Source organism: Streptomyces sp. NPDC026206 (assembly GCF_040638465.1).
GTDB lineage: Bacteria > Actinomycetota > Actinomycetes > Streptomycetales > Streptomycetaceae > Streptomyces.
On record NZ_JBEZYL010000008.1, the window covers coordinates 120,800 to 136,086 of the forward strand.

Consider the following 15,287-nt stretch of genomic DNA (forward strand, 5'->3'; position numbering starts at 1 on the left):
GCGGTGTCAGCCCCGGGCGCCACGCGAGCGGCGGTACAGCATCGCACCGCCGAGCAGCAGGCCGGCGCTGGCGGCACCGGCCGCACCGAGCTGGCCCGCACCGGTGTGCGCGAGCTCCGCGGCCTGCTGGGCGAGCGGCGCCTCGGCACGGTGCGCGTCCTTCACCTCCATGGTCGGCTTGGCCTGGTGACCGGGCGCACCGGGGTGGCCGGCCGGCTCGTCGTGGTGCTTGGCCGGCGGCTTGTGGCCGGGCTTCTCCTCGTGGTGCCCACCGCCGGGCTTGTCGCCCGGGTGACCCGGCTTGTCACCGTGCGGCGGCTTGTGGCCGTGCGGCGGCTTGTGGCCGTGGCCCTCGTGGGCCGGGCCACCGTGGCCGTCGTTGACGCAGGTGTTGCCGGTCGTGGAGTTGCCGATCCCGACGATGTTCACGCTGTTGCCGCAGGCGTTGACCGGGATACCGACCGGCACCTGCGCGGTGTTGCCGGAGGCCACACCGGGCGAGCCGACGCTCTTGCCGTTCGCCAGCTCGCCGCCGTAGCCGCTGCCGCCGTGACCGCTGTTGCCGTGGCCGCCGTGACCGCTGCCGCCGTGTCCGCTGTTGCCGCCGTGACCACTGTTGCCGTGGCCGCTGTTGCCGCCGTGACCGCCGTTGACACAGCGGTTGCCCGTGGCGGAGTTGAGCAGCCCGACCACGTTCACGGTGTTGCCGCAGGCGTTCACCGGCACGTGGACCGGAGCCTGGACGGTGTTCCCGGAGCCGACGCCCGGGGAGTTCACCGCGGCGCCGTTCGCGCCGGCGTCGGCCTGGGCGTAGCCGCCGGTGACGGCGGCGATCACCCCACTGGCCGCCGCTACGGTGATCAGGCCCTTCTTGGTGACCTGTCGCATTTCGTCTTGCCCCTCTGCTGCTTCTTACCATGCGGAATGCGCAAGGACGCGTGTTCCGCCCATGCGCGGAAAACCTGGTCCCAAAGCCCCGCGGCCCCGGAGGCATGACACGCGCCCCGGAGCCACTGCGGGTCTCAGCCCCTCACGGGTTGGGACACGACGTCACTTGTTGACGCAGGTGTTACCGAACGTGGGGTTGAGCAGCCCAACGATGTTGATCGAGTTGCCACACAGGTTCACCGGCACAGCCACCGGGACCTGGACGACGTTGCCCGAGACGACGCCGGGAGAGCCCACAGCAGCACCCTGGGCACCCCCGCTGGCAGCGGCGACGCCCGCTCCGACGAGTACGAGACCACTGGTGGCTGCCGCGGCGGCGACGACCTTCTTGAGCATGTAGTTCCTCCTTGTTGGCAATGCGGTCCCAGCCGCGGACCGCACACCTGTAACGACGAGGAGGAAATTGAGCTACGCAAGAGGGAAGCCGTTCACTCTTTCCGGCGAAGAAAGCGCCAAATACGCGCAGCCTGACACCTATTCAGGACTGAAGTCAGCACTGATCCAGGAAGCGGTCGAGCACGCGCGCACCGAATTTCAGACCATCGACGGGCACCCGCTCGTCCACCCCGTGGAACATCCCGGCGAAGTCCAGCTCCGGCGGCAGCTTGAGCGGCGCGAACCCGAAGCAGCGGATGCCCAGGTCGTCGAAGGACTTGGCGTCGGTGCCGCCGGAGAGCATGTACGGCACGGCCCGCGCGATGGGGTCCTCCGCCTTCAGCGCCGCCTGCATGGCGCCGACGAGGTCACCGTCGAAGCTGGTCTCCAGCGCCTTGTCCGCGTGCACGTCCTCGCGCTTGACGCGCGGCCCGAGGACACGGTCGAGGTCGGCGAGGAACTCCTCCTCGTAGCCGGGCAGGAAGCGGCCGTCGACGTGGGCGGTGGCCTGCCCCGGGATGACGTTGACCTTGTACCCGGCGCCGAGCATCGTCGGGGCCGCGGTGTTGCGCAGCGTGGTGCCGATCATCTTGGCGATGCCGCCGAGCTTGGCGAGCGTGGTCTCCATGTCCTCGGGGTCGAGCGGGGTGCCGAGCGCGTCCGAGAGCTCGTCGAGGAAGGACCGTACGGTCTTGGTCACGCGCACCGGGAACTCGTGCCGACCCAGCCGGCCGACCGCCTCGCAGAGCTCGGTGATGGCGTTGTCCTTGTTTGTCATCGAGCCGTGGCCGGCCGTGCCGTCCACGGTGAGCCGCATCCAGTGCATGCCCTTCTGGGCGGTCTCGATCAGATAGAGCCGCAGGTTCTCGTTGACCGTGAAGGAGAAGCCGCCGACCTCGCCGATCGCCTCGGTGACCCCTTCGAAGAGCCCCGGGTGCTTGTCGACCAGGTAGCGGGCGCCGTAGGTGCCGCCTGCCTCCTCGTCGGCGAGGAAGGCCAGCACGACGTCGCGCGGCGGCTTGCGGCCGGTGCGCAGCCGGTCGCGGACGACCGCGAGGGTCATCGCGTCCATGTCCTTCATGTCGACCGCGCCGCGCCCCCACAGGCACCCGTCCACGATCTCCCCCGCGAAGGGGTGGTGGGTCCAGTCGTCTGCGTTGGCGGGCACGACGTCGGTGTGGCCGTGGATGAGCAGCGCCGGCCGGGACGGGTCCTCGCCCTCGATCCGCGCCACGGTGGAGGCCCGGCCCTTGTGGGACTCGATGATCTGCGGTTCCAGCCCGACCTCGGCCAGCTTCTCGGCCACGTACTCGGCGGCGAGCCGCTCACCGGGCCCTGAGTGGTCGCCGTAGTTGCTGGTGTCGATCCGGATCAGGTCGCGGCAGAGATCGACCACTTCATTCTCGGCGTGCCCGGCGTGCCCGGCGTTCCTGCCCGTGCCGGCGGTGGCCGGCTTCGACTCGCTCACGCTGCCTCCTCGTGGTTGGCCGCCGGTCGGCCGCCGCGGGGGCGCCGCGGGCCTCCGGCGTGGGGTCCAGGGCCATCCTCCCCCTCCTGTTCCCCCAGCCCAAGGCCGCAATACGGCCGACACACCGCCGCAATGATCACGCGGCCGGGCGCCCGGCCGCGTGATCGAGCACCGCTGAATGTTTGGTATTGTTTTCCATGTCGCCGCGGGGAACACCCCGCAGAGACAGACACCTGGTCCGGGTGGCGGAATGGCAGACGCGCTAGCTTGAGGTGCTAGTGCCCTTTATCGGGCGTGGGGGTTCAAGTCCCCCCTCGGACACCAGCAGAGACCCCAGTTCATCTGGGGTTTTTCTGTTTCCTGGGCAGTGGCGTGACCAACCACGTGACCAACGGCCCAGCGAACTTCCTGGTCAGACCAGGGATGACAAGCCGATCCGGCCCGCTCCGGAGGCGGCCAGGCGCCGCGCTCCGTCCTTCCGTGAGTGCCCGTACCGGGCCATGGTGTAGCCCGGCGAGTGGTGCCGGACGTTCGCGGAGACCTCCACGGGGTTCTCCCCGGCCTCCAGGTCGTTTGTGACCTTGCTGTGCCGCCAGTCGTGGATGCGGAACTCCTCAGGAAGCTTCAGCCGGGTCCGCAGAGTCCGCCAGCGGGCGGATACCTTCTCCGGGTCCTGGGGGCCTCCCGCCTCGCCCCGGTAGAGCTTGAAGCCGTCCCGGGCGAATACGAGGTCGTGATCCGACCAGGCATCCCCGAGGCGTTCCCGCTCAGCGTCCTGTCGCTGCTTCTGCCACTTCAGGACGTTCATCACGGACTGATCCACATAGATGACGGCGTTGTCGTCGCCGTCCTTGGTCAGCTTCCGGAGACGGTACCCGTTGCCCTCTTCGACCACGACCCAGCCCAGTTCGATGGCGCCCTCGTCCCAGCGGACGAGGGACCACTTCATACCGAGGGCTTCGCTGCGCCGGACGCCGGTGGCGACGTACACGCTCCACAGGGGAGCGTCCCGGAGGCAGTGATGAGTCGAGCCCCCGTCGCAGGCCCGGTTCCCACACGGCTCCCACACTGCCGACAGGAACCGTCTGGACTGCTCATCATCCAGGGTCGGGAACCGGCTCTCCTGGGCTTTGATCTGCCGCTGGGTGGGCGGGTGTGCCGTCGCGGCCGGGTTGATCGGTATTAGTTTCGGCACGGCTGCCCCGAGGGCGCCGGAGAGAATGTTGTGCACGTGCCGGACGCTCTTGGCTCCCAGCGGCTTGCCCTTGTTGGTCGGGCACGGCGCGGTCTCCAGGAGTCTGTACAGGTCGTCCAGGGTGTCGTCCGTGACTTCGCACAGCTTCACGCCGCCGATGTGCGGCTTGATGTGCAGTCGGATCTTCGTCTCGTACCCGGCCATAGTCGTCCCCTCCTTCCTGTGGTTCGCCAGCCACTTGTCCAGCCAGTCACCCAGCTTCATGTCCGACCGGGGCGCGATCTTCCCGGCCTCGTAGTCGGTGAGCCATTTGCGAAGCGCCCTCTCCGCCTCGGTCTTGGTCTTGAACTCCCGCCCTATCCAGGAGCGCTCCTTCTTCCCCGTTGCCTTGTTGAGGTGGAGGGGCGTGCGCACGCCCCAGGTGTTCAGTCGGCCCTTGCGCGGGATCTCCACCGGAGTCCCCCCGAGCCCGTTACCGCGCTTTGCCACGTGCGTCAGATGCCTTCCTGCTCCTGGCGCCACTGAGTGAGGAGTGACCATGCCTTCTCGGTGGGCTTCTGGCCGTCCCACAGGCCGAGTTCCTTAGATCGTTTGACGCGCTCGGACACGGTGGCTTTGCCGATGCCCAGACGGCTGGCCAGCTCACCTTGGGGAGCGGTGGTACCAGTGGCGCGCATCCGGGCCAGTTCGGCGACGAGGAGCGCGTAGTCCTCTTCCGTCCGGCAGCGCGCTGGCACCGGATACGGGTGGTTCATCGCCCGGTCCCCCTGTTTGGCAAGCGCGGCACGGGCCCCGGCTTTGATCTCGGCCATGGGGATCTGGCGTAGCAGGCTGGCGGGGATGCCATCGGTCTCCAGGGCTGCGTTCATGCCTGCGTCGACCTCTTCATCACTGCCCCCCACCGCAAGGCGGATGGACAGCCCGGACGGTCCGGTGAAGGGGGCGTCAACAGGGCAGCGAGCTTCGACGAGCCAAGGTCCGTAGATCTCACGCCAGACGATCTCCGAACCTTCGCGCTGCCACTCCTGGACTGGGTCATGTGGTGTTGGTGTGTTCACGAGATCGACACTAGCAGGGCCCGAACGTGCTGCAACTAGTTCGGAGTAGTGGCGAGCGTCACTCATTCCGAACTTGCTGCCACGTGTTCGGCTGTGCCCAAATGGGAGTCGGGCGGATACCAGCGGAAGTGGCGCCCATCAGCCGACACCAGAGGAGAGCAATGCGACCCAAACTGATGACCGTCGACGAAGTGGCGGATTACCTGGACGTTCCGGAGTCCTGGGTGTACGGGAACTGGAAGACCCGCGAGATCCCCTTCAGGAAGGTGGGCCAGTCCCTCCGGTGCCGCCCGGCGGATCTGGAGAGGTGGCTCGACCGGCAGAACTGAACAGCATCGAAGGCGACGCCCCCGAGGCAACCGGGGGCTTTCTTATTTCATGAGGGGGACGATGTGGGCGCTTCCCGGGGCGACTACGTGAACGAGATCATCCCGCCGTCCGACGAGTGGGAACGGGGCAGGCTGGAGCGGAAGGCGGACGCACTCCTTAAGGCAGCCAGGGCTGAACCATGGGAGAACTGGCCGGGCTTCTGGCCGAATCGAGAGGAATCAGAGTTCGAGCGGATAGCGGCTGCACATACCGGAATGGTTCCTTTGGTAGTCGCTTCGCTCGTGGCGGCACTATCCGACCTTGACCCGGAGTCAGGTTTTCACGCGATGCGCGGTCTGATGCAGGAGCGTCCTGGGATGGAGCCGTCGGACCCACTTTCACAAGTCCTTGACAACACCACGGAGAGTTCCACCTACGGCTCGGGCTTCACGATGGAGCGTCGCAACTCCCCTCCGGATGGATGCCAATGGGAGGGCTGCGCTAAGCCGCTGTACGCCCCTGGAGCCGCCCGTAAGCCTGGCAGGCCCAGTAAGTACTGCGAGCCTCACAAGAGGGCCGCCAAGGCCCATACGCGGCGTCGCAGGTACGCCGGTGTCCGCGTAGGAAGGAATAGGAATCTGGTCTACGCGTTCGACGGCCTGAAGGAGCAGGACTTGACGGGCTACCGACAGATCTGGGCAAGGGTCAACACGGCTCGGGTTTGACCGAAAGGGGTCGCCTTCGGGCGACCTCTTCGCCTGTGTCGCATTAACTCTGAACTAGTGGAGGAGCGATCCTCTGGGGCCATGCACACTCGGCGGTGTGCCTCTGGCACGGCCTACCAGGCCGGGCAGTTCCCAAGTCGTTACGGGGCTCTGCGGACACCTCCCTGTGAGGGGCAACGTAGAGAAAGACTCCTCCCCTTGCCTCCTGCTGTCTCGTTCACAGTGGGGGGTAAGGGGGGCAGTGTTTCTCTTACGTTGTCCTCTTGTGAGGTGATGGGCCGCCTTTAGAGCGGCCCTTACTTCCTCCAATACTTCCTAGCTTGATTAGATCTTTAGGAGGTGTCGCCATGAGCGACCCCCAGACCGACATCCATTCCCCGGACCCAGTGCCGGCTGACCTCTCCGAGGCCATCCGGGCCGAGGCGATGCGGGAGTATGCCGACCAGCTGGCGCAGGCCGAGTTCAGGGCCCAGGCGGCCGAGACCGGAGCCGAGGTGCCCAACGGCTTCGTGGACTACCTGGACACGTCCAAGCTGCTGGGCGAGGACGGCCGCCCTTCCGCCGAGGCCATTGCCAAGGCCCTGGAGCCATTCAAATCCAAGAAGCCGGAATTCCCTCAACTGATGGGAGTGGGCTACTACCGCGGCTCCCCTGCCCCTTCTTCTCCTCGTGTATCCCTCGACGTACGTAAGCGCTAACCAGGAGCATCCATATGGCCTTTGCCTACCAGAACCCCGCCACTCATACCTTCGTCCCCGAGATATGGGATGCAGAACTTCTCACAGCCTTTGATCCACTGCTGGTTTGGGCTTCGCCGATCGTCTCGAACAATAAGTACGAGGGCAACATTCGCCAGCAGGGCGATGTTGTCCACATCAACTCGCTTCTCCGGCCCACAGTGGGGGACTACAAGCTCCCGGACGGTATGACGGCCCAGCGGCCGGAGACGGTTGACCAGAAGCTGCCCATCACCGAGGCGAAGTACCTCCAGGTCCTTGTGGAGGACGCGGAACGGGTCCAGCTCACTGGAGGCCGCCGAGGACTTGATTCTCCGATCAATCAGCAGATGATCCGGTCCTTGGCCCGAGAGGCCGACACCTTCATGGGCAATATCATCGCGAAGAGCGCCACGGCCCTTCCGGGGGTCAAGGCGACCGCGCAGAACGCCCCTCAGGCGCTCTACAGCGCGATCCTCGACATGATGCTGGCCCTGGACGACAACGACATCCCGGCGGGCCGTTACGTGGTCGTATCGCCCCGCGTGAAGCGCTACCTCATTGAGCACCCCGCCGTGGCCAACGCTGCTGCATACGGCGAGGGCGGTGTGACCGCCAACGGCGTTGTGGCCAAGCTGGCTGGCTTTACGATCCTGTCTACCACGGCCATGCCGGCTGGGGTGGACATCGTGGCAGGCCACTCTGAGTTCGCCACGTACGCATCCCAGTTCTCGGGCTTCCGCCAGGGGCAGTCGGAGAAGTACCGGGCTGACTACATCGACACCCTTCACCTGTACGGGGGCAAGATTGTGCGATATCCGGAGTTGGACACCAAGAAGGCAGACAACACTTTTGATGAGTCCAAGCCGTCCAAGGGCATCGTTAAGATCGCCGTGGAGTGGCCCAATGGTGCATGATTGCCGAAGGCTTCCTGACATTACGTTGGGGAGCTTCTCGCGTACACGCCGAATTGGCCCTATGGAGAGGTGTGAACGACGTACCGCTCTATAGAGAGGCGAATCACTCGCTTGTTGTCGACGCAATAGAGAATGTAAGTGCGATCACTGCTGCCAAGATGCATCAAATGCTTGCAACATGGTACGGAGCCGGGAGTTGGGGCCGGGGTAATCATGCGGACATGATGGGAATGGATATCCAGGAAGATAATCCGCAGGCCATGGTTCCCTAGCTTAACCTGAAGAGGCTTGATTGCGTTTCCGTTGATTGTTGCTGCTGCTCGATCGTCAACAGCAGAAGATGAAGCCGATAGGGCAATAAAAAGAGCGAACGCTGCAACAATCGCTGCTACCACTCCAAGATTTCGACGAATCCACTCCATAATTGACTGCGCAAAATGCATGTAAGCGTTAACCCAGCGGGCCGATTTGGATCTATTGCGATAATTGTGCGCTCGCTTTCGTGAGATGGGGAGTCCCATCCCTGATAGGGTGAAAACATAGAGAGCGACAGCTAGCGTAATCAGCAGAATAAATCCCCATGAGCGACTCAGGGTGTCTAGGTATCCGATACCCATATCGGTAGCCGTCAAGCCGAACGCTCCATAAAACTGGTCGTAGAGCGCCGACAATGCGCAATAGGAAACAAGGCCACCAATAAGACCATAAGCGGCGTGACGGTCGAGCAGATTCACCAGCCGGGAGGCTTGCTTCAGTCGCTCCGCCTCGCCGGGCCGCTGAGTCTCAGCCCGTGACGCTGTAGCCCTGATTGACCGTCTTCGCGAATGCTTACGTTGCTTCCTTGGCATACCGATTAGCTACCCCTGCGAGCGAAATCCCAGGCCGGGAATCCCGGCAAGTCACTCGTATAGCGGGGCCTCTGGCTTGAGAGTGTTCGGTACGCAGGACTACCCGAAGGCGCATAGTCGATATTTGCGCGATTTGTAACGGTGGGCCGATGAATCGTTACATTCCCTCGACGTCAAGGGCTTTACTTCGACATAATCGAGGCGGATTGTTGCATTTTTGATAGTTGTGCAGACTCTCCAAGGCCCCTGAGGTACAGGAAGGCGCGATTCTGGAAACCTCCAAACCCGTACAAGGTTCGAGGAAGGCACCCCCGGTGGGTCCTTTTCTTTTCTAATTAGGCATTACCCCCGGGTGCTGCACATGTCCTGACCTGCGGAAACATGGATTTTTGGGGGGACCTTGAGAGAGTGCGGGATGGGCTCCAATTCAAGAATTGTGATGCGGGTCACCTGTAGTCGGAGTTGAATTGATTCGCTCATGGGGCAAGATGTTGACCAGTTCCGCTAATGATGAATGCGGGAGCCGTCAGAGCAACGCTCCGGCTCGCACTGCTGAGACTTCCCCAAGTGTCGAATCAAAGGAATCTGCGCGATGCGTAAGACGATTCTTGTTCCCGTCGAGAAGCTTCTGTGTGACGCTCACATAGCCCGTGACGGGTCAGAGGTGGAGGCAACCAAGACTCTGACTCTCGGGGACTCCGCATGGCACCTCTGCCTTGAGCACAACGTCACGTTCGGCCGCTACCTCGTGGACGCTCTTGGGACACCGGAGGGAGCTTCCGCCGAACCTGCCCCGGTGACTCCTGAGTCTGTGCCGGACGATGACGGGCCGTTGCCCGTGGTGGCCGTGGGCGATGAGCACGACGACCAGGTGCAGGAGGAGCAGCCCGGCGACGGCACTACCGAGGCTGTACCCGTGCCGTCCGTCATGGTGACGGGGACCATCCCTGGCTATGACTGGGACACGGCCCGTGAGGCCGTGCGGAACATGGGGTACGAGGTGGTGGGGCGGGCCGACGACAGCACCGTCCTGCTCATCCTGGGTGAGGGCGGAGACCGGAACGGGACCAAGCTGCGTGACGCTGCGGAACGCGGTCTGCCCGTGATGGATGTACGGGCTCCGGGACGGTTCCGGGACGCGGTCCGGGCCGGTGAACTGATCGGTGGCGACCCTCTCCCGGAGCCTGCCAAGGTCGGCCCCAAGGTCATGTCCGAGCGTGAGCGGAACGCCGAGATCAGGACGTGGGCCCGAAGGAACGGGTGGCCGAATCTCTCTGCTCAGGGGCGAGTGCCGATGCATGTCCGGCACTCCTACGAGCTCGCTCACCAGGACGCCTCCGAGGGGAAAGCGGCAGCGGCCTGAGCGCCGCCCGCTCCATGCTGGGCGCTCAGCGCGCCCGGCCCTTAGCCGCCCAACCCGTTCTGTTCGAGATAGAGGCATCATGAGCACCCCCGTCTTCTACGGCCCGATCGGCCGGGCTGTCCGCAAGATTGCCCCGTTCCTGGAAGCGGACGCCTTGGGGGCGTACGTGGCGGTCCTGTCGATGTGGTCAGCCGCGATCGGCGGCACGGTCCAGGTGTCGTCCCGTGGCCACGCCCGGCCCGTACTCGTGTGGTCGGCGCTGGTGGCCGGTACGGGCAGGGGGAAGGGGAGCGCGCTGCGGGCAGCGCTTCACGTCCTGGACAAGTCCCTGGGCCGCTTCCTGGCGACCCACACCACATCCGGCATCACCTCCGGCGCGAGCCTGGTGCACCACCTGTGGGAGCAGCAGGAGGCCACGGCTGAGACCGAGCACGGCCGGGACGTGCGGGCCCTGGTGGTGGAAGAGGAGTGGACGGAGGTGCTGAAGCGAGTCAAACGTGACCCGTCGTTCACCACCAAACTCCGTACCGCGTGGGACGGGGCAACGCTGCGCAACACCACCAAGGAAGGACCGCAAGAGGTACACGACCCCGCGATGGTGATGCACGCCCACATCACGCCGTCCGACTGGGTCAAGTACGTGGGCGAGTCCGAAGCGGCCGGAGGTTCGTACAACCGCACCCTGCCCTTCCTCCTGGGGTCGGTCCCGATGCTTGACGACGATCGCACCAGCCTGCCGACCGTGGACGGCGCCGAACTGTCCGACGCCTACGCCTGGGCTACCGCCCGCCCCCGTGTGATCTCCCTGTCCGAGGACGCCCGGCCCCTGTGGCGCATCGTCCGCCGGTACGCGCGCATCCTGGGCGAGACGCTGCCCGAGGGGCAGGCGGTGTTCATCGAGCGCACTGCCGAACAAACCCTTCGGGTCGCGGCCTGCCTCGCCGCCTCCGAGTGCTCCGAGACCATCACGGACGACATGCTGTTCGCCGCTTTCACCCTCGTACGCCGCTCCGTCCAGGACGCCGTCCGCATCACCCGGGGCGCCACCACTCCGAAGACGAAGCGGCAACCACTCAGCCTCGCCGACAAGGTCCGGGCCCGGATTGCGATGCACGGCGGCCGGGCCATGTCCTCTCAGGTGCTCCCGTACGTGGGTGCGACCGCAGCGGAGGTCAAGGCACTGCCCGGAATCGTCGTCACCGTGGACCGGTCAGGGAAGACCGGCCGCCCGGCCACCGTTTTCACGCTCTCTGGCGACACTTCCCGTCACCCGGACCAACAGCTGGCGAACGCGGACAGTGACCAGAACCGGGACGCTTTCCATCACGCAGACCCTCAGCCGGCGACTCCGGAACGTCACGTGAAGCGCGCCACGGTCGTCCGGCTCGACGCCTACCGCCCGGCCCCTACTCCGGCCCCTGTGAAGCGGTCGCCCGGTCCTGCTCAGGTTCTGGTCGACAACCCATTCCGAGCGCTGCTCTGAGTGACAGGCGCCAACGAACAAGGCCCCCGCCGATTCTGGCGGGGCCTTCGCGTTCTCGGGTCATTCTTCGCTGACCCGTGCAGGGATGATGCTCTCTGCGTAGGGAACCGTCCACACGGACGGATGCGCGATTCCGTGGCCGGTGTAGCCGTCTTCTCCGAATGCCTCGCCGTGGTCGGCGCAGAACAGACCGAGCCACGGGCCGTGATCAGGCAACACGTTGAAGAGGCGGCCGAGGTGCCTGTCCGCGTAGCTCAGCGCGGCGCACTGGCTCTCCCACGAGTCCTCGTCTTCCCCCTGTAGATAGACGTGAGTCGGGGTGTGTGTGGCGGAGACGTTCAAGAAGAGGAACAGGCGCTGGTCGACCGGGTGCTTCTCCAGCACTTCGAGGGCGATGTTCACTTGGTTCCGGGTCGATTCGGGGTCGTCAGTGCCCGTTTCGGGGCTCCAGTAGCTCTCCTGGAACAAGCTAGGCAGCACACGACCCAGCTTGGTTTGGTTGGAGAAGAACCCCACGCCACCGATGCACACAGTGCGGTATCCGAGCCCGGACAGTCCGGTGACGATGTCCGGGGCGTCGAACACGTACGTGCGCTTGCGGATGGTGGTTCCCCTCAGGGAGTGGCAGGCGAAGAGCCTGCCGGGGCGGCCGGGGCCGGAGGGGACGGGTAGGAAGCCGGAGAAGAACGACATGTGCGCGGGGAGCGTGAAGCTGCCCTGAGTCCGTCGTTCCTCCCACAGCCCGTCAGGTAGTACCCGTTCCAGGTTGGGGCTGCCTCCGCCGTGCAGGACGGCCCGTGCTGCGTCGTAGCGCAGTGAATCGAACGTGACGAGCAGGACATGGTGACCGGGGATCACCTCGTTGCCATTGATCACGTTTCCCCCTTCCGCTTGCGGCCCCGGCGAGCCGGGCGCCTAGGTGTCGATGTCGGTGGTGCGGAACTCGGGTGCGAGAGTGGTTCCGGCGCTACGGACTTCCTTGGACGCCTCCATGACGTCCTTGACGGTGTCGATGCCCCGCCAGTAGCCCGAGTGTCGATAGCCCATCAGCCGACCGTTCTGGGCAAGCTCCGGGAAGGTGCTGTCCTCGTGGTCTCCCTTATCGGGGAGGAGACCGATCACGTCGGGGTTGAAGACGTAGATTCCCGCGTTGATCCAGTACGGAAGCTCAGGGGACTGCACGAAGCCCTTGATGTGGTCCTGGTCGTCCAGGTCGGCCACGCCCCAGTTGGAGCGATACGGCGACAGAGCCACGGTCACGGCGGCGTCGTGCCGCTCGTGGTACTCGGCCAGGTGGGCCAGGGAGAAGGTGCTGATGACGTCGCCGTTCAGGACGAAAAACGGCGCGTCCAGGTCCGGGAGCTGCTGAGCGGCGTACTTGAGGCCGCCGCCTCGGCCGAGGGGTTCGTCTTCGATCGCGTAGATGGCTGCGATGCCGAACCTGGAGCCGTTGCCGACGTAGTCGCTGATCATCTCGGCCTTGTAGCCGCCGGAGATCACGACGGTCTTTACGCCGTGCTCAGCGAGCCACAGCATCTGGTAGCCGATGATCGGCGCGCCAGCGACGGGCACCATGGCTTTGGGGGCGTCGTCGGTGTAGGGCCGCATGCGGGTGGCCTGCCCGCCCGCCAGGATCAGCGCTTGCGTGACGCTGGAGGTGTCCATCTGCGCTCCTTCGATGTTGCGGAACCGCTCTGGTCCGTGGCGGCATCCTGACAGCGCGTGATGCGGTGGCGCGGAACCTTCACCCGGATGGGGGTTGCGGAAGACCCGCCCCCTGCTGGCCCCGCGCAGTTGCGGACTGCGTCGCGGGGAGGCGATGCCAACAGAGAGCGGGGGCTCAGTGGTGGTACGGGTCACTCATGATCGCCAGTGGAACCACGAGCACGACAGCGGCGGTGATCGTCACTGCGTAGATCGGCCCCGCCCATCGGAGGATCGCGCGTCGGATCATGGCTACCTCATCCACGCGCGGAAGCCGCGCTTGACGATCTGCGTGTAGGAGTTGTGCGACGGGTTGGTCTTGACGTGCTCCAAGATCCAGAGTGTCCCGGCCTCCTGGTCGGTGCTCCGGGTGGAGCCCTCGCCGCACAGGTCGCACTCCTGGGCGTAGGTGTGCGGCTTGGCGTCCGGCTCGTCGTCGGGCTGCACGGTCCAGTCCGCCCGTCGGACTACGGCACGTGTGCTCATACAGGCTCATCCCTTCGGCCGCTGCCCTCGTCAGTGCCATAGGTGTACCGACGCACCTCAAGTCCGCGCGGCGACCGTCAAGGCGTCATACCGGCGTCATTCATCGGTCAAAACCAGTGACCAACTGTCGCCCGGCGTCCTACTGTCGAAGGCGTGGCCGAACCCAACACGATTCTTCGCGCCGTCAGAATCAGCCTGCGTCTGTCCCAGGACGAGATGGCCCAGGCCATACGCCAGGCCGGGACGGAAGTCGGCGAACCGAACGAGTGCGCCAAGCGCAATGTGCAGAGGTGGGAGTCTGGGAAGGTCGGCAGGCCCCGAGGTATCTACGTCAGATCCTTAGAACGCGTTACCGGGCTACCGATTGAGGCCCTAGGGTTCGCCCTACCGGTGCCGAACACCCGAGCGAAGGGCCGGGCCGTGACGAACGGTCACGGAACGGTGCAAGGAAAGGTGGTAGAGGTGGGAGCCACAACAGCCCCGGGAGGTGCTATCCCCATGACCAAGCACAACGATCACAGCACCCTGTCGGGCATCTGGCTGTCCCGGTACGAGTACCACTCGTCAGGGCGCGGGTCCGACTTCACTGGCGAACACTTCGTAGTGATCATCCAGCACGGCAACAAACTAACCGCGCGCTCCCTTCCGGACGGGTCGTCCAACCCTGACTCCCCGCTCACCCTCGATCTGACAGTGGAGGGGAACGTCGTCACGGGCACATGGCGGGAGGAAACCGCCGCGAACGGCTACTACGCCGGGGCGGTCTACCACGGAGCAATTCAGCTTCTGGTCGAACCCACCGGGCGGAAGATGAGCGGAAAGTGGGTCGGCTTCGGCAAGGACTTCGACGTGAACACCGGCCCATGGGAACTGACCTTCAAGGACGCCTCCACTTCGAAGACCGCCATGGCCGAGTACAACCGTCGCCCCTGACCTAGTCAAATGCCGGTTGGTCACATGACCAACGCGTGACCAACAGCGCTCAGGAACGCGCCGAAACACCCAGAAAAAGCCAGGTACCATGGGCGGGAAGCTAACCCCAATACTGGTGTTTTCGCAGGTCAGACGTCTGATGTGCTGGTGCCCGAGGTGAGAGTTCAAGTCCCCCCTCGGACACCAGTAGAAAACCCCAGCTGAGCTGGGGTTTTTCTGTTTTCCCGGGCGCTTTCCCTCCGGCCGCGTTCCGGCGGCCTTCCGGTCGTCTCCCGGTCGCCTTCCGGTCGCTTCGGGGCCCTCCCGGCTGCATGCGGTCTTGCGTATGATCATGCGGATGACCTCCAGGAGCCCACGCCGCGCCGCCCCCTCCCCCGCCCCTTGCCGGGTCACCGTGTGCCGGGGCTGTTGCTGCGGTGACCCGGCCAAGGTGCCGGGCGTGGATCACGCCGGGCAGATAGCCCGGCTGCGGGAGGCCGCGGCGGGTGACGTCGTGGTGCGGGCGTCGGAGTGCCTGGATGTGTGCGACCAGGCCAATGTGATGGTGGTGCAGCCGTCGGCGGCGGGCCGGGCGGCCGGGGGCAGGCCCGTGTGGCTGGGACTGGTCAACGACGACGAGGCGCTGGCGGACATCGCCGCGTGGGTGCGGGCCGGCGGACCGGGGCTGGCGGAGCCGCCGGGGGTGCTGGACCTGTACGCGTTCACCGTCTCGCGGCGGGTGGGGAAGGCGCTGGAGGGCTGAGGCGCCTTCCCCATGCG

The 15,287-nt window shown here is 65.4% G+C and carries 17 protein-coding genes and 1 tRNA gene; 9 read left to right on the forward strand and 9 right to left on the reverse strand.

From position 1 onward, the window contains the following. Positions 1 to 6: 6 nt before the first annotated feature. From AB0F13_RS14510 to AB0F13_RS14520, 3 genes are all read right to left on the reverse strand, one after another. Entirely contained in the window at positions 7 to 888 is an 882-nt protein-coding gene (locus AB0F13_RS14510) for a chaplin (protein ID WP_362080573.1), read from the reverse strand. Positions 889 to 1,050: 162 nt separating this feature from the next. Then, positions 1,051 to 1,284, reverse strand: coding sequence for a chaplin (locus tag AB0F13_RS14515; RefSeq protein ID WP_362080576.1), 234 nt, complete (start codon positions 1,282 to 1,284; stop codon positions 1,051 to 1,053). Between the two features lie 154 nt (positions 1,285 to 1,438). Continuing rightward, positions 1,439 to 2,791 (reverse strand): M20/M25/M40 family metallo-hydrolase, encoded by a 1,353-nt coding sequence (locus tag AB0F13_RS14520; protein ID WP_362080579.1) that lies wholly within the window; start codon positions 2,789 to 2,791, stop codon positions 1,439 to 1,441. 236 nt (positions 2,792 to 3,027) lie between these two features. Here AB0F13_RS14520 and AB0F13_RS14525 point away from each other — a divergent pair. After that, positions 3,028 to 3,115 (forward strand) — tRNA-Leu (locus tag AB0F13_RS14525). An 88-nt stretch (positions 3,116 to 3,203) separates the two neighbouring features. Here the strand turns inward: AB0F13_RS14525 and AB0F13_RS14530 are convergent. Together AB0F13_RS14530 and AB0F13_RS14535 are read right to left on the reverse strand one after the other, a co-directional pair. Continuing rightward, the gene (locus tag AB0F13_RS14530) at positions 3,204 to 4,475 is read right to left on the reverse strand and encodes a tyrosine-type recombinase/integrase (protein ID WP_362080582.1); all 1,272 of its coding nucleotides are present in this window, start codon (positions 4,473 to 4,475) and stop codon (positions 3,204 to 3,206) included. Between the two features lie 5 nt (positions 4,476 to 4,480). Next, entirely contained in the window at positions 4,481 to 5,044 is a 564-nt protein-coding gene (locus AB0F13_RS14535) for a hypothetical protein (protein WP_362080585.1), read from the reverse strand. Between the two features lie 161 nt (positions 5,045 to 5,205). Between AB0F13_RS14535 and AB0F13_RS14540 the strand changes: the two genes are divergently transcribed. The 4 genes from AB0F13_RS14540 to AB0F13_RS14555 all read left to right on the forward strand — a co-directional run bounded on the left by AB0F13_RS14540 (position 5,206) and on the right by AB0F13_RS14555 (position 7,711). Beyond that, the gene (locus AB0F13_RS14540; protein ID WP_362080588.1) at positions 5,206 to 5,373 is read left to right on the forward strand and encodes a helix-turn-helix domain-containing protein; all 168 of its coding nucleotides are present in this window, start codon (positions 5,206 to 5,208) and stop codon (positions 5,371 to 5,373) included. Between the two features lie 87 nt (positions 5,374 to 5,460). After that, the gene (locus AB0F13_RS14545) at positions 5,461 to 6,078 is read left to right on the forward strand and encodes a hypothetical protein (RefSeq protein ID WP_362080591.1); all 618 of its coding nucleotides are present in this window, start codon (positions 5,461 to 5,463) and stop codon (positions 6,076 to 6,078) included. A gap of 347 nt (positions 6,079 to 6,425) precedes the next feature. Beyond that, positions 6,426 to 6,776, forward strand: a complete 351-nt coding sequence (locus AB0F13_RS14550; RefSeq protein ID WP_362080594.1) for a hypothetical protein — start codon at positions 6,426 to 6,428, stop codon at positions 6,774 to 6,776. Between the two features lie 14 nt (positions 6,777 to 6,790). Beyond that, positions 6,791 to 7,711, forward strand: a complete 921-nt coding sequence (locus tag AB0F13_RS14555; protein WP_362080597.1) for a hypothetical protein — start codon at positions 6,791 to 6,793, stop codon at positions 7,709 to 7,711. 59 nt (positions 7,712 to 7,770) lie between these two features. On the opposite strand, the gene AB0F13_RS14560 is transcribed toward AB0F13_RS14555, so the two are convergent. Beyond that, entirely contained in the window at positions 7,771 to 8,445 is a 675-nt protein-coding gene (locus tag AB0F13_RS14560; protein ID WP_362080600.1) for a hypothetical protein, read from the reverse strand. A gap of 706 nt (positions 8,446 to 9,151) precedes the next feature. On the opposite strand from AB0F13_RS14560, the gene AB0F13_RS14565 reads away from it, so the two are divergent. Together AB0F13_RS14565 and AB0F13_RS14570 are read left to right on the forward strand one after the other, a co-directional pair. Continuing rightward, positions 9,152 to 9,922, forward strand: a complete 771-nt coding sequence (locus AB0F13_RS14565) for a hypothetical protein (RefSeq protein WP_362080603.1) — start codon at positions 9,152 to 9,154, stop codon at positions 9,920 to 9,922. A 79-nt stretch (positions 9,923 to 10,001) separates the two neighbouring features. Next, entirely contained in the window at positions 10,002 to 11,405 is a 1,404-nt protein-coding gene (locus AB0F13_RS14570) for a DUF3987 domain-containing protein (protein ID WP_362080606.1), read from the forward strand. Positions 11,406 to 11,465: 60 nt separating this feature from the next. Here the strand turns inward: AB0F13_RS14570 and AB0F13_RS14575 are convergent, their stop codons facing one another. The 3 genes from AB0F13_RS14575 to AB0F13_RS14585 form a co-directional block, all read right to left on the reverse strand. Then, entirely contained in the window at positions 11,466 to 12,281 is an 816-nt protein-coding gene (locus AB0F13_RS14575; protein ID WP_362080608.1) for an STM4013/SEN3800 family hydrolase, read from the reverse strand. Positions 12,282 to 12,320: 39 nt separating this feature from the next. Beyond that, positions 12,321 to 13,070, reverse strand: coding sequence for a nucleotidyltransferase family protein (locus tag AB0F13_RS14580; protein WP_362080611.1), 750 nt, complete (start codon positions 13,068 to 13,070; stop codon positions 12,321 to 12,323). A gap of 291 nt (positions 13,071 to 13,361) precedes the next feature. Continuing rightward, positions 13,362 to 13,595, reverse strand: a complete 234-nt coding sequence (locus AB0F13_RS14585; RefSeq protein WP_362080614.1) for a hypothetical protein — start codon at positions 13,593 to 13,595, stop codon at positions 13,362 to 13,364. A gap of 216 nt (positions 13,596 to 13,811) precedes the next feature. On the opposite strand from AB0F13_RS14585, the gene AB0F13_RS14590 reads away from it, so the two are divergent. Together AB0F13_RS14590 and AB0F13_RS14595 are read left to right on the forward strand one after the other, a co-directional pair. Then, entirely contained in the window at positions 13,812 to 14,528 is a 717-nt protein-coding gene (locus tag AB0F13_RS14590; protein ID WP_362080941.1) for an XRE family transcriptional regulator, read from the forward strand. A 337-nt stretch (positions 14,529 to 14,865) separates the two neighbouring features. Continuing rightward, entirely contained in the window at positions 14,866 to 15,270 is a 405-nt protein-coding gene (locus AB0F13_RS14595; RefSeq protein WP_362080616.1) for a (2Fe-2S) ferredoxin domain-containing protein, read from the forward strand. The last annotated feature ends 17 nt before the right edge of the window (positions 15,271 to 15,287 follow it).